We start from the raw sequence: 14,092 nt of genomic DNA on the forward strand, positions 1-14,092 counted from the left end.
ATGCCTAGAAAAGTAGTGCAGGGTCCCATTAGGGACAAAGAAAAAACAAAGCAAAAACTGCTTGCTGCAGTTGGTAAAATTTTAAGAGTAAAAGGATACTCCGGACTAAAAGTAAGTAAAATTGCCGCCGTAGCTGGATTTGATAAAAAATTGATCTATGAGTACTTTGGAAGTACTGATAAACTAATCGATGAATATATCAAATCTCAGGATTATTGGAGCCAGGTCAACCAGGATGTTGATATGGATTTCTCCGACGGTGGACATGAACTTACCAAAATGGTTGTACTGAACCAGTTCGAAAACCTGAAGAAAAATAAAGAACTTCAGAAGATTATCCTTTGGGAGCTTTCAGAAAGCAAGCCTATTCTTAAGAAATTAGTTGAGCAGCGCGAGGAAGTAGGAGAAGTTTTATTTGGAAATATCTCAGATCCTTATTTTGGTGAAGGAGTAGCTACAAGACACAGAGCAATTATGGCTTTGATTGTTTCAGGAGCTTATTACCTGAACCTTTATACAGGATATAACGCCAACAAGTTCTGCGGTATCGACCTGAAAACGGAAGAAGGTAGAAAAGAGATTGAAGGCGCTATAGTTGAGTTAATTGACTTTGCATACAGCAAAAAAAAGTAGAGGTTAAAAGTTTTCCTATTTAAACAGAAATATTTTTTTGTTGATATTTGAAAACTTTTAATTTTCAAATTAAAACTATATTTCTTATTTTTGACCAATGGAAAATTTTATAGTATCTGCAAGAAAATATCGTCCTCAAGAGTTTGATACAGTTGTAGGGCAATCCCATATTACAGATACTTTAGAACATGCAATTGAAGAAAGTCAGTTAGCTCAGGCATTACTTTTTTGTGGTCCTCGTGGTGTAGGTAAAACTACTTGCGCAAGGATCCTGGCAAGAAAAATAAATGAGAAAGATGGCTCGGTTTCAGAAGACGGCTTTGCCTATAATATCTATGAATTGGATGCTGCATCCAATAACTCTGTAGATGATATCAGAGAACTGATAGATCAGGTAAGATTTGCCCCTCAGGTGGGTAAATACAAAGTATATATCATAGATGAGGTTCATATGCTGTCTTCTGCCGCTTTCAATGCCTTCCTGAAAACGCTGGAAGAGCCGCCGGCTCATGCTATTTTCATTCTGGCTACTACGGAGAAACATAAAATTATTCCAACAATTTTATCCCGTTGTCAGATTTACGACTTCAAGAGAATTACGATTGAAGACATCCAGAGCCATCTCAAAAATATTGCCCAGAAAGAAAATATCCAGTATGAAGACGATGCATTGTATCTGATCGCACAAAAAGCTGATGGTGCATTAAGAGATGCGCTTTCCATTTTCGACAGGCTTTCTACTTTCTCCCAGAAAAATATTACGCTGGCAAAAGCAGCTGAAGTATTAAATATCCTGGATTATGATCAGTATTTGAATATTGTGGATCTCGCCAAGGAAAACAAAATTCCTGAAGTGCTTTTCGCATTCAATGAGATTGTAAAAAAAGGTTTTGATCCTCATATTTTCATTGCCGGATTAGGGAATCATTTCAGAGATCTGATGATGGCACAAAATACTTCCACCATGGAACTCATTGAAGTGGGAGAGAAGACAAAGACTAAGTTTGTAGAACAGGGACAGAAATGGGCCGCCCAGCAGTTAATTGATGGTATTGAAATCTGCAACCATGCGGATATTAATTATAAGAATTCCAAAAACCCAAGACTTACGGTTGAAATTGCATTAATGCAGCTGGCTTCACTGACAGCTAATTTAGGCGATACTAAAAAAAAAAGTTCCTGATCCTGGCTCCGTTTCTCAGTGAGAGACAGGAGGTGAAAATGCCGGCAAAAGCTCCGGAGAAAAAGGAAGTTAAAACGGAACATACTACTGCGGTTTCGGATAAAGTACAGGAAAATCCAGTAACAAAAACATCCAAACCATTATCAAGACCGGGAATCTCTTCCGGTTTCAGCATCAACTCTTTCCTGAATAAAGAAGATAAAGTAGAAGAAACAGAAAATGTATCTGTAAGAACCGAAAATCTTCCCCAAAACCATTTTACAGATACAGATCTGCAGATGGAATGGAAAATTATGCTTAAACAGCTTCAGGTGAAAAACAACTTTGTATTTAATGCAGTAAAAACCTTTAAACTGGTAAAAGCTGAAGAACATAAAATCAAAGTTTTGTTCCCTTCAGATTCTGCCAAAGTAGAATTTGATAAAATAAGCGGAGAATTTTTTAATCATTTTAAAAGAAAAATTCAGAACCATATTATCGAGATAGAATACGTGAGAGACGTTGAAAATCTGAAGATTGAAGTGGTGACTAAAAGAAAAATGTTTGAAAAATTTATAGAAAAAAATCCACTTTTAAAAGATCTTGATGATTTAATGAAGTTTGATTTGACATAATTTTTATATATTTGTCAAATATTTCTGTCGAAAATAAGTTTTTGACAAAAACAAATTACAACCAGAAACGCTAAAACAAAGACATTTCCAGAATAAAATGGAAAATTTGACTAACACATATCAGTCTTTTTTTGCACCCGCTAATTACTTTTTTAGCGGTTATTTTAGTTTTTCTGCTTCTTATTATAGAAATTTCAGAACGTATTACCGATTTTATTGGTACTGTTAACTGAATTTCTTTCCAAAAAATACAGGAGAAGTAGAGCCCTATTATTTTCCTGATTCCTTTAAACAATTTTGAACGGCATTTTTTGAAAAGAATTATAAATTAAATTTTATAATCCAAAGGGCTATTGCTGTTAACGAAAAAATGATATAAAAAAACAATAAAATTTAGAATAATGAATTTAAATGATTTGAAAAATGAGTGGATCAATGAGCTTACACAACCTCTAATGATCGCAGGACCATGCAGCGCAGAAAGTGAAGCTCAGATGCTTGAAACAGCTAAAAGGATTAAAGAATCCAACGCAAATGTATCCGTTTTCCGTGCAGGAATCTGGAAACCACGTACAAAACCAAACGGTTTCGAAGGAGTAGGAGTGATCGGTTTGAACTGGCTGAAAAAAGTAAAAGAAGAGTACGGTTTTAAAACAGCTACAGAAGTTGCCAATGCTCACCACGTATTTGCAGCATTAGAAGCAGATGTGGACGTTCTTTGGATCGGAGCTCGTTCTACAGTAAACCCATTTACAGTACAGGAAATAGCTATGGCTTTAAGAGGAACAGACAAGCCGGTATTCGTGAAAAATCCTGTTAATCCGGATCTTGCTTTATGGATTGGAGCTTTGGAAAGACTTTTAGGCCAGGATATTAAAAACCTGGGGGCAATTCACAGAGGATTTTCAACGTACCAGAAAACAAAATACAGAAATAATCCGAACTGGCAGATTGCCCTTGATTTCAAAAGCCAGTTCCCGAATATTCCAATGCTGATTGACCCTTCTCACATCTGCGGAAACAGAACAGGTCTTGCTGATATTACACAGGAAGCGCTTAACGTAGGATACCAGGGAGCTATCATTGAATCTCACTGCAATCCTGATGAGGCGTGGAGTGATGCTTCTCAGCAGATTACACCGGAAGTTCTTGCGGATCTTATCGGTAATTTGAAAGTAAGAAGCTCTAATCTTGCAGGTTTTGAAGGTGAAATGGGAAGACACAGAACTTTAATTTCAGATCTTGACTTCCAGTTAATTGAACTGCTTTCTCAAAGAATGAAAATTTCTGAAAAGATAGGTAAGCTTAAAAAAGAGAATGATATTGCAATCTTCCAGCCTGAACGTTGGAAAGTCATCACGGAATACGCTAATCAAAAAGCGAAAGAAACAGGAATGTCTCAGGAATTCATTGAAAAAGTATTCAAAGCGATTCACGAAGAATCTATTGAAGTTCAGAATAATATTATGATCGAAAGATAAATTGAAAAGGAAGCTAGGGTAAAACCTACACTCATTTTCAGTTAAAAAATAAATTAGGGCTTAGGCATCAGTATTTAGTGTGACAGAAACATGTGTTTTTAAACCTATTTCCTGAATGCTAAGCCCTAATTACGTATATTTGCACCAGCATTATCTATGAAAGGAAAAATCATTAAATCTACAGGCAGTTGGTACCAGGTTTTGGAATTGGAAACAAATAAAATTTTCGAGGCCAGAATCAGGGGGAAATTCAAATTAATAAAAACCAGACTTACCAATCCACTTGCTGTAGGAGATTTTGTTGAGTTTCAACTGGAACAGGATGATATTGCCTGGATTACGAAAATCGAGCCACGCACCAATTACCTGATCAGAAAATCGGTAAACCTTTCAAAAGAAGCTCACATTATTGCTTCCAATATTGATTTAGCATGTTTTATCTTCACACTGAAGCATCCCGAAACATCTTTAGGATTTCTTGACAGATTTTTGGCGTGTTGTGAAGCCTACAATATTACACCCGTTATCCTTTTTAATAAAATGGATGTTCTTCATGAGGAAGAAGCTGAAATTGTAAAAGACATAGAATTCCTTTATCAGGAAATAGGGTATGAGACTTTGGAAATTTCTTCTTATTTAAAATTGAATCTTGACCAGCTACAGGAAATACTTAAAGACAGAACGTCCGTATTCTTTGGCCATTCCGGTTGTGGAAAATCTACTTTGGTGAATGCTTTACAGCCCGGATTAAACTTAAAAACGTCCGAAATTTCAGATACCCATCTTAAAGGGAAACATACAACAACCTTTGCACAAATGCATTTCTGGCATTTTGGCGGAAATGTTATTGATACCCCTGGTGTTCGTGAATTTGCTATGATTGATATTGAGAAAGAAGAAGTACAGCATTACTTCCCTGAGATTTTCAAGAAAAGAGAAGAATGTAAATTCCACAACTGTCTTCACATCAATGAACCAAAGTGTGCCGTTATTGATGCCCTTGAAACGGGTGAAATTCAGCATTCGCGCTATGCTACCTATATTAAACTGATGGATGAAGCGGAAGAAGCTTCCCAGAAATAAAATTTACAAAGAGACTATCACTGGATAGTCTCTTTTTTTTTGTTTTAAATTTTTTTTGCTGGTCGCAAAGGGTGCGCTTTAATAGAACCTTATGCTTTGCTATTCTATTATCGTAATTTCAGTAAGATATTTTGTGGGTTTATTGATTTTAAGAGTAAATTCAATGTGATGGTTATTTTCAGGTTTTTTAATGTTTTATTTTTTTGAATTTTGATAAAAAAATACGTTTTTAAATAACTCTACTTTTTGGCATCGCTATTTTGGCAGATAACTCCACTTTTGTCACATTTTGATTGATCTTAAAAATCAATTTTGAAAAAGTCGAATTGTTTTATCAATTGAATTGAAACAGATAATATCATTAAATATGATTCGATATTGTTTTAAAAATTATATAATTAATAAAAAATACCCTTATTTTTTGAAAATAAAAAACCCAGCCGAAGCTGGGTAAAAACTAATAACCATGAAAACTCAAATTAAACATGAGAATCGCAATAGAATAAACAATTACTATGCCAAAGTTTGGTTCATAATTTCTTAATAAAAGTTATTTTTATGTTAAAAAAAATTAAAATAAAAATCAAAGATATTTTTTGTAATTTTGCGCCATTAAAAAAATATACATTTATGTCTAACATTACATTCACTATGATTAAGCCTGATGCTGTTGCAGACGGACATATCGGTGCTATATTGGGAAAGATTGCTGAAGGAGGTTTCAAAATCAAAGCTTTAAAATTAACTCAGCTTACAGTTGCTGATGCAAAAAAATTCTACGAAGTACATGCTGAAAGACCATTTTATGGAGAATTAGTAGAATTCATGAGCTCTGGCCCTATCGTAGCTGCAGTTTTAGAAAAAGACAATGCAGTTGAAGACTTCAGAACATTAATCGGTTCTACTAACCCTGCAGAAGCAGCAGAAGGTACAATCAGAAAAATGTTTGCAAGAAGCATTGGAGAAAATGCAGTTCACGGTTCAGATTCTAACGAGAATGCATTAATCGAAGCTCAGTTCCATTTTTCAGGAAGAGAGATTTTCTAAGAAGATTATCTTACAAAATAAAATATCCGGAGAGAAATCTCCGGATATTTGTTTTTTATGGGGTCGCTTTAAAGGTTATTCTCAATGGCTCCTACGTTTTCTCTGTACAGTTCCAGAGGTTTATTCAGTAAAACAGCAATTACAGTCATTTGCTTGTCAAGTTTTTCCTTTGGAATATCAATATAAATAATACCGGGTCTGTCACTCCAGTAAAGTTTATTGTAAATGGTATGAGACAGCATAGTGCCTTCACCCACAACTCTTATTCTGGCAATCCCGTTTTTTATACCTTTTAAAGCAATAGGGCCGGTAGGTGTTCCTTCAACAAAAAGATAAAGCGTCTGTTTGTCTTTTGATAATGCACTCATTCCGGAATAATGCCCATTCGGGAGTCCTTTTTCGGTTTCAAAAAGAGCTTCTGCATGCTTACTGATCCATTGTAAGGTTTCAGGATTTGTTTTAGGTGTTTTTCTGATCGTCATGTCAAGTCCATCACTGGTTAATCCTGAAGAAGTCAGGAGATTATTTCCATTATGAAGCATATTGGAAATATTGTAAACAGCTTCCAGGGTCTTCTTATTGTCTAAAATTTCGGACAGAGAACGTTCTTCTGTTTTAAAATCCTTCAAAAATATCGGTGGAGCATCAAAAGTGAGCTCAACAACAGTGACATCTTTGTCAAATTTCATATTGGAAAAATGAACAGTCAGTGTTTTTTCACTATTGTAATCCATTGTAATAGCAGCAGTAGGATCTCCTATAATTTTTGCAGAAATAGGCTTAGTTGCCAGTCCATAGATCTTTGTAAAGTTTTTAGCTTCTTCCAGATAAAGAAATAATGATTTCTTAGAGGTAGAAAATGAAGATTTTCCTTTATAATTTTCAAACGGAATGCCACGGATCGTTTCATAAATGGCGCGCTGATTTTTAGAGGTCCATCTTCCAAGGTTTTTCAGAATCTCCATTTGTTCTTCCGGAATAGTGCCGTCTGATTTCGGTCCAATATCAAGCAGAAGATTTCCTCCCATGCTGATGACATCTGCCAGGGTTCTGACAATCATATTGGGTGTTTTGTATGCTTTGTCATAAGGTTGAAATCCCCAGGAATCATTCATCGTATAGCAAAGTTCCCAGTAAGGATTTTGAGGCGGAATAACCGGAACTCCTTGTTCAGGAGTATCATAATCTCCATGGTTGTTGAGCCTTGAATTGATAATAATATTGGAATTATATTTTTTGAGTAAATCAAGGGTTTGCGGGGCTTTCCACTCTTCGGAAGTATGCTCCCAATCTCCATCAAACCAAAGAAGATCCGGCGAATATTGAGAAGACAGTTCATTAAGCTGAGTTTGATAATAATTGATGAAATTCTGCCAGCGTTTCGGATCATTCTTAATGTCGTAGCGCTTTTTTGTGCGGGTATTGATGTCGTAATACGGATGGCTCCAATCCGGTAAAGAAAAATAGAGACCGGTTTTTAATCCTGATTTTTTCAATGCAGAAACAAAAGGGCTTAAAACATCTTTTTTGGCTAAAGACTGTTGAGGAATAGTAGTCGCATTTTCTGCTTTTGAGTTCCACAAAGCCACACCATCATGATGTTTGGTGGTAATAACAGCATATTTCGCTCCGGATTCTTTAATCAGAGCTGCCCATTGTTCGGGCTGGTATTTTGAAGCTGAAAAACCATTCAGCTGTTTCATGTAATTTTCGTGATTGATATAATTGTTGAAAAATGACCAGGATTCTGAAATTCCATTCACGGAATAAATTCCCCAGTGAATAAAAATACCCAGTTTGGCATTTTTAAACCATTCCATTTTTTTGCTGTTGTCAACAGTCTCCACTTGGGCATCAATACTACGTGCAGATAATATTAATCCAAGGAAAACAGCTTTAATCAGACTGTTTTTCATATAAAGATTTATTTTAACATTAAATATAAATAAAGAATGCATTATAGCATAAAATAGTTTCTGATATTTATTGATAAATGGCAGTAAAACGTTACTTATTATTGTATTTTTATAAATGGAACGCTTATTGCAAATTTTATCTGAAAAATATTGATTATGAAAATTCCCATAGTATTAATGACGAGTTTGTTGGCAGTAGGGGTTTCTGCACAAACTAGCAAGCCAGTCAATAAAACGAAGAAACCCATAAAGAAAGTTAAAAAAGAGTCAGTGGTTAAAACACCGGAAAAACCAAAACCAGACAAGCCTGCAGTTATTGTGAAAAGAGACAGCGTTATTCCTCGTGGACATGGCTGTCCGGCTTGTGGAATGGGATAAAATATGAACAAACCGCTGTTAGGAATATCAATGATGGCAGAAACAGATTTTGTTTCTGCTGTTTTGCCATTGTTACAAAGCAATTCGGTGGATGTGCTGGAATGGTCTTTTGATACGCTTTATCACTCCCATGAACCAGACTGGCTTCGTGATCTTCTGAATTTTTATGCAGAAAATAACCGATTAATAGGGCATGGTGTTTATTATTCCCTGTTTGATGCAAGATGGACAGGAAGGCAGGAAGAATGGCTGAAAAAGCTTAAAGAAGAAGTCAGCCTGCGGAAATACAATCATATCACGGAACATTTTGGTTTCATGAATATCGAAAATTTTCACCAGGGAGTGCCGTTGCCTGTATCTTTGAATCCCAAAACCTTAGAGATAGGAAAAGATAGGCTGTACAGACTTCAGGAGGCTGTAAATATTCCTGTAGGTATAGAAAATCTGGCCTTTTCGTTTTCTGTTGACGATGTTAAAGAACAAAGTGTTTTTCTGGATAAACTGACAGAAGATACCAATGGTTTTCTGATTCTAGATCTTCATAATATCTATTGCCAATCGTATAATTTTGAAGTAGAAATGCAGGAAATAATTGATTTATATCCTTTGGAAAAAGTCAAAGAAATTCATCTTTCGGGAGGAAGCTGGCAGGAAAGTGCTTATGGAAAAAAGCAGGTGAGAAGAGATACGCATGATGATGTTATACCAAAGGAGATTTTTTCTGTTTTACCCAGTGTACTGACACAATGTCAAAATCTTGAATATGTCATTATTGAAAGGCTTGGGCATACTTTGAAAACAGAAGAAGAAAAAGACGATTTTCTGAATGATTTTAATCAAGTTAAAGGCATTATTGAAGCTTCAGACTGGAAAGAAAATGAAAAAAAGAGCTGGAATAAAAAAGAGATAAAACTTTCAGAGAAACCTTTGGAAGATCTTGTTTTGTTTGAAGAGCAGTCAAGACTTACACGACTTCTTTTTGACAATGTAGATGCGGAAACTATTAAAGATCAGGATTTTCATTATTTTAAAACCGAAAAATGGGATCCGGAAATGATTCTTACGGCTCAGAATATCATTAAAAAATGGAATCCTTATTAATTCATTTTTACCTGATAACCAAAATCAAATTATATGAAAATGACAACACTCGTATTGATCATTACCGCTGTTCTCACTGCTTTGATTGGAGGACTTTTCTATGCTTATTCATGCTCGGTTGTTCTTGGATTAGGAAAACTTTCCGATGCTGAATACCTAAAAGCAATGCAGAACATTAACCGGGAAATTCTCAATCCGGTCTTTTTTATGAGTTTTATGGGAACAGCAATTCTTCTTCCGGTATCTGCCTTTTTATTCCGTGGACATCAGCCTGTTTTTATTTTTCTTTTATTGGCAACGCTGGCTTATCTTATTGGAGTTTTTGGAGTAACAGTTGTCGGAAATGTTCCAATGAATGATACTCTGGATAAGTTTGATATCTCGGGCTCTACAACAGAAGCAATCAAACAGATGCGTGATAATTTTGAAAACAGATGGAACTTCCTGAATAATATAAGAACGGTCTTCTCCGTCATTTCAATCATTTTTGTAGTCTGTGCCTGTATGTGGAACAAGGATATTTAAAAAAGAAAATTAGGTAGAAATACGCAATAATTATATTCGGTATTTCTACGGATGTGTAAGAATGGTTTTATTCAGATATTTGTGTTGTTAGCAAGACAAAACAGATTTTAACATTTTCAATGTTGAAAAAAGATTTATAACCAAGAAGACTTCAATTTCAAACAAGAGAAAAGGCAGCCAATGGCTGCCTTTTGTTTATTATTAAGATAAGCTGACCTGTTAAATCTTTAGAAGTTCAATGGTTCTTTCAGGGCTTTCTGTTGAGAAAACAGCATTTCCAGCTACAAGAACATCAGCTCCGGCTTCAAAAAGTTTAGAAGCATTGTCAAGATTTACACCGCCATCTATTTCGATAAGCGCTGTAGAGTTATTGCTTAGGATCAGATCTTTGGTTTCAGCAATCTTTTTGTAGGTGTTTTCAATGAATTTCTGGCCTCCAAATCCTGGGTTTACGCTCATCAACAATACAAGATCTACATCTGCAATAATATCTTCAAGCATTAATACCGGAGTGGAAGGGTTTAAAACAACACCTGCTTTTGCTCCCTTGCTCTGAATATGATGAATAGTTCTGTGAAGGTGAGTACATGCCTCATAATGTACAGAAATAAGATCTGCACCATGATTGATGAATTCATCAACATATTTTTCAGGTTCCACAATCATCAGGTGAACATCTACGAATTTTTTGGCATGCTGCTGAACAGTTTTCATCACCGGAAAACCAAATGAAATGTTAGGAACAAATCTGCCGTCCATTACATCAATGTGGAACCAGTCGGCCTGAGAGTTGTTCAGCATTTCAATGTCTCTTTGCAGGTTCCCAAAGTCTGCAGATAAAAGGGATGGAGCAATAAGCTTCGTTTTCATTTTTACTTTATATTAGATATTTAGAGTCAGGAACCAAGAATCAAAATAGGTTGAAAACAAATGTTTTATGGTCATACTTTAATTGTCTTGAATCTTGTGTCTTGCATCTTGATTCTACTAATGATACTTCAGTTTCATTTCCGGCTTGATCTTAAGAATGGTTTCGTAGATGAGCTTAATTACATTACCTACATCTTCTTTAGCAACCATCTCTACTGTAGTATGCATATAACGCAAAGGTAAGGAAATTAACGCACTTGGTACTCCGCCGTTAGAATGAGCAAAGGCATCTGTATCTGTTCCTGTAGCTCTGCTTGCGGCCGCTCTTTGGAAAGGTATTTTTTTAGCTTTTGCAGTGTCAATAATCAGTTCTCTGATGGTGTGATGAACACTTGGGGCGAAGAAGACTACCGGTCCTGCACCACATTTCTGATCTCCCTCTTTTTTCTTTTCGATCATTGGGGTAGTGGTATCGTGGGTAACATCCGTTACAATCGCGATATTAGGTTTGATGGTATCAGCAATCATGTCTGCTCCGTATAAACCAACTTCTTCCTGTACAGAATTGGTAATATAAAGCCCGAAAGGAATAGATTTTTTATTTTCTTTTAAAAGTCTTGCTACTTCAGCAATCATAAAACCTCCGATTCTATTGTCTAATGCTCTGCAAACGAAATATCTGTCGTTCATTTCAAAGAATTCATCAGGGTAAGTAATCATGCAGCCCACAAAAATTCCCATTTCTTCAACTTCTTTTTTAGAAGTTGCACCACAGTCGATAAAGATATTTTCGATTTTTGGAGTAGGCTCATTTTGATTGGTTCTTGTATGGATAGCCGGCCATCCGAATACTCCTTTTACAATTCCTTTTTCTCCGTGAATATGAACCACTTTTGAAGGAGCAATTGTCTGGTCTGAACCTCCGTTTCTGATAACATAAATTAATCCGTCATCTGTAATATAATTAACGTACCACGAAATTTCATCAGCATGGGCTTCAATCACTACTTTAAATTCGGCTTCCGGATTAATGATCCCATAACAGGTTCCGTAATGGTCTACTTCTATTTTGTCTACATAAGGTCTGATATAGTTCATCCAGACTTCCTGTCCTTTGTGTTCGTAACCTGTTGGCGACGAAGTATTTAAATAATTTTCTAAAAATTTCAAAGATTTCTTTTCAAATTTCATAAAAAGGAATGATTTTTGCGTTTAATTTTTGTTCTTATAAGTGTAAAAATAATGAATTTTAGTAAGATTATCTGCCTTTTTATATTCTTTTTTGGAGTCAGTGTTTTTGGTCAAAAAGATGGGATAGTGGCAAAACCGCTCAATCAATATCCACCTGAATTGCTGAAAGTGGATGAATTTGGCAATAAGTATTATTACGACGAACAGCAGAAGATCAAAGTTTACGAGATCAATGGTGAACCTGTAGTAGTACTGGATGAACTGGTTTTGGTGAATAAACCGAGATTTAATAATCAGCTGGATAAGAATTACTATTATTTTCTCAATAAAAAGCTGTACAGGGTATATCCGCTATTTGTGACTGCATTACAGCAATATAGGGACATACAGGTAGATATGAATGATATGGACAGCAAAGCCAAAAGAAAATTTGTAAGAGAAAGACAGAATATGCTTGCTGATCAGTATGAAAAACAGCTGAGAGATCTTACCACAACCGAAGGACAGGTTTTTGCCAAGCTGATGAACAGGGCTACCGGAAAAAATGTATATGAAATTATTAAAGAACTGAGAGGAGGATGGAGCGCTTTTTGGTGGAATGTAAAAGGAAAAATGGCTGATATTGATTTGAAAGACCGCTATGATCCCCACAATAACAGAACCGATGAATTTATAGAATCACTGCTTCAGTCCAACTGGAATTCAGGCTATCTGCAGCCTTACCCGGGAGCTAATGATTTTAAAGTTAAGAAATAATATAAATTCCTGTAAGGTCACTTACAGGAATTTTTCTTTTAATTTATCGAATACAATCTTATCTACTGGAAGAGGAAAAGGATTGTCTGGTCTGTCTATGTCAATCCATTCTGTTTTTTCAATGCAGGGATCCAGAATAATAAAATCTTCCTCATTTGCTATATCTACTATATAGTAAATAGTAAGAAGCTGCTCATTTTCTTTGAAACGCGATACCAGAAAGCTTTCCTGAGTATAGAAATGTTCCAGAATATTGATCTTCACATTCAGTTCTTCATCAAATTCACGATGCAGACACTCCAGAACTCCTTCACCATATTCCAACCCGCCACCCGGGAATTTCATTAAAGGTTCGCCGGCATATTCTTCAAATAATGTAAGAACCTGTTTGTCTTTTACCGCACATGCATACACTCTAATGTTGATCTTATCTATCATATATATAATGTATAATATTTGTATAGCTAATGTAAGGAAATTTGTTGAGAAAAAGCTGGAAGTTGGAAGTGCGAAGCTGGAAGTTTAATACGATCTATTTTTAATAATCTTGAATCAACATATCTTATATATTGATTATTATTTTGAAATAAAAAATCAAAATTAATTAAACAGTCGGTTGTAAATATCCAACTTCCATTCTATAATTTAATGGCATTAATCATCTCTCTTTTTCCCGGAGGTCCCTGTTTTTTCTCAACCTGGAAATTCAGTTCCTGAAGGATTCTTCTTACACTGCCTTTAGAAGAGTAGGTGGTTAATAATCCGTTAATAGCCATTTTGTCAGATACCAGTTCAAATAAGGGCTTTTCCCAAAGGTCAGGCTGCACTCTGGCTCCAAAACAATCAAAGTAAACAAGATTGATTTTGGGCAGATCTATGTCTTTCAGGTCAAAAAATCACATTCTATCTTTTTTAAGTTGAATCCACTAATGATTTCTACTGACTTTTCCCAATCTGCCAGATGAATTTTCTGATAAATATTTTTAAACTCAGGATTGTCAAAAAGCTCAAAGTAAGCTAAATCCTTAACTTCGGATTCATTTATGGGGTATTTTTCCAGAGAAAAATAATTAATGACATGATTTTTGTCAGTTTTTAAATATTCATTAATTGTCACCAAAACATTCAAACCTGTTCCAAAACCGAGTTCTAAAATATTAATTTCGTAATCATTTATCAAATTTAATCCATTTTTAATAAACACATGTTCGGCTTCCTGAAGTGCTCCATGGTGAGAATGATAATTTTCATTTAATTCATTGATAAACAATGTTTTACTTCCGTCGTTTGTGGTCTTAATCTCTCTTTTCAAGC

General features: G+C 35.3%; 14 protein-coding genes and 1 pseudogene. 10 read left to right on the forward strand and 5 right to left on the reverse strand.

Going from position 1 to position 14,092, the window contains the following annotated elements; all coding sequences use genetic code 11:
- The 6 genes from CLU97_RS08450 (at window position 1) to CLU97_RS08475 (ending at window position 6,041) form a co-directional block, all read left to right on the forward strand.
- The gene (locus CLU97_RS08450) at window positions 1-633 is read left to right on the forward strand and encodes a TetR/AcrR family transcriptional regulator (RefSeq protein ID WP_047375406.1); all 633 of its coding nucleotides are present in this window, start codon (window positions 1-3) and stop codon (window positions 631-633) included.
- A gap of 97 nt (window positions 634-730) precedes the next feature.
- Entirely contained in the window at window positions 731-1,816 is a 1,086-nt protein-coding gene (dnaX, locus tag CLU97_RS08455) for a DNA polymerase III subunit gamma/tau (RefSeq protein WP_121487543.1), read from the forward strand.
- A gap of 38 nt (window positions 1,817-1,854) precedes the next feature.
- The gene (locus CLU97_RS23995) at window positions 1,855-2,430 is read left to right on the forward strand and encodes a hypothetical protein (protein ID WP_228437583.1); all 576 of its coding nucleotides are present in this window, start codon (window positions 1,855-1,857) and stop codon (window positions 2,428-2,430) included.
- Window positions 2,431-2,831: 401 nt separating this feature from the next.
- On the forward strand, window positions 2,832-3,911 hold the full coding sequence (locus CLU97_RS08465; protein WP_089691033.1) for a chorismate mutase: 1,080 nt from the start codon (window positions 2,832-2,834) through the stop codon (window positions 3,909-3,911).
- 156 nt (window positions 3,912-4,067) lie between these two features.
- Window positions 4,068-4,994 (forward strand): ribosome small subunit-dependent GTPase A, encoded by a 927-nt coding sequence (gene rsgA / locus CLU97_RS08470; protein WP_121487544.1) that lies wholly within the window; start codon window positions 4,068-4,070, stop codon window positions 4,992-4,994.
- A gap of 630 nt (window positions 4,995-5,624) precedes the next feature.
- On the forward strand, window positions 5,625-6,041 hold the full coding sequence (locus CLU97_RS08475; protein ID WP_048507564.1) for a nucleoside-diphosphate kinase: 417 nt from the start codon (window positions 5,625-5,627) through the stop codon (window positions 6,039-6,041).
- A gap of 68 nt (window positions 6,042-6,109) precedes the next feature.
- Here the strand turns inward: CLU97_RS08475 and CLU97_RS08480 are convergent, their stop codons facing one another.
- Window positions 6,110-7,957 carry an alpha-L-fucosidase gene (locus CLU97_RS08480; protein ID WP_121487545.1) on the reverse strand — a complete coding sequence of 616 codons (1,848 nt, stop codon included), beginning with the start codon at window positions 7,955-7,957 and terminating at the stop codon, window positions 6,110-6,112.
- A 156-nt stretch (window positions 7,958-8,113) separates the two neighbouring features.
- Here CLU97_RS08480 and CLU97_RS08485 point away from each other — a divergent pair, with 156 nt between their 5' ends.
- The 3 genes from CLU97_RS08485 to CLU97_RS08495 are packed head-to-tail and all read left to right on the forward strand — an operon-like array spanning window position 8,114 to window position 9,961.
- Entirely contained in the window at window positions 8,114-8,335 is a 222-nt protein-coding gene (locus tag CLU97_RS08485; RefSeq protein ID WP_121487546.1) for a hypothetical protein, read from the forward strand.
- Between the two features lie 3 nt (window positions 8,336-8,338).
- A complete protein-coding gene (locus CLU97_RS08490) occupies window positions 8,339-9,436 on the forward strand; it encodes a DUF692 family multinuclear iron-containing protein (RefSeq protein ID WP_121487547.1) in 1,098 nt (365 codons plus the stop codon).
- A 33-nt stretch (window positions 9,437-9,469) separates the two neighbouring features.
- The gene (locus CLU97_RS08495; RefSeq protein WP_121487548.1) at window positions 9,470-9,961 is read left to right on the forward strand and encodes a DUF1772 domain-containing protein; all 492 of its coding nucleotides are present in this window, start codon (window positions 9,470-9,472) and stop codon (window positions 9,959-9,961) included.
- Between the two features lie 219 nt (window positions 9,962-10,180).
- Here CLU97_RS08495 and rpe read toward each other — a convergent pair whose 3' ends face one another.
- Both rpe and CLU97_RS08505 read right to left on the reverse strand, forming a co-directional pair.
- Complete coding sequence (gene rpe, locus CLU97_RS08500; RefSeq protein ID WP_105682664.1) at window positions 10,181-10,831, reverse strand: ribulose-phosphate 3-epimerase; 651 nt, start codon at window positions 10,829-10,831, stop codon at window positions 10,181-10,183.
- A 117-nt stretch (window positions 10,832-10,948) separates the two neighbouring features.
- A complete protein-coding gene (locus CLU97_RS08505) occupies window positions 10,949-12,022 on the reverse strand; it encodes a M42 family peptidase (RefSeq protein ID WP_121487549.1) in 1,074 nt (357 codons plus the stop codon).
- Window positions 12,023-12,073: 51 nt separating this feature from the next.
- Here CLU97_RS08505 and CLU97_RS08510 point away from each other — a divergent pair, with 51 nt between their 5' ends.
- Window positions 12,074-12,778: a DUF4294 domain-containing protein gene (locus CLU97_RS08510; protein WP_121487550.1), complete on the forward strand. Its 705-nt coding sequence runs from the start codon at window positions 12,074-12,076 to the stop codon at window positions 12,776-12,778.
- Between the two features lie 21 nt (window positions 12,779-12,799).
- Here the strand turns inward: CLU97_RS08510 and CLU97_RS08515 are convergent, their stop codons facing one another.
- The gene (locus CLU97_RS08515) at window positions 12,800-13,216 is read right to left on the reverse strand and encodes an NUDIX hydrolase (RefSeq protein ID WP_121487551.1); all 417 of its coding nucleotides are present in this window, start codon (window positions 13,214-13,216) and stop codon (window positions 12,800-12,802) included.
- A gap of 200 nt (window positions 13,217-13,416) precedes the next feature.
- Window positions 13,417-14,090 (reverse strand): annotated as a pseudogene (mnmD, locus tag CLU97_RS08520) (tRNA (5-methylaminomethyl-2-thiouridine)(34)-methyltransferase MnmD).
- Between the last annotated feature and the right edge of the window lie 2 nt (window positions 14,091-14,092).

Source organism: Chryseobacterium sp. 7, assembly GCF_003663845.1.
Lineage (GTDB): Bacteria > Bacteroidota > Bacteroidia > Flavobacteriales > Weeksellaceae > Chryseobacterium.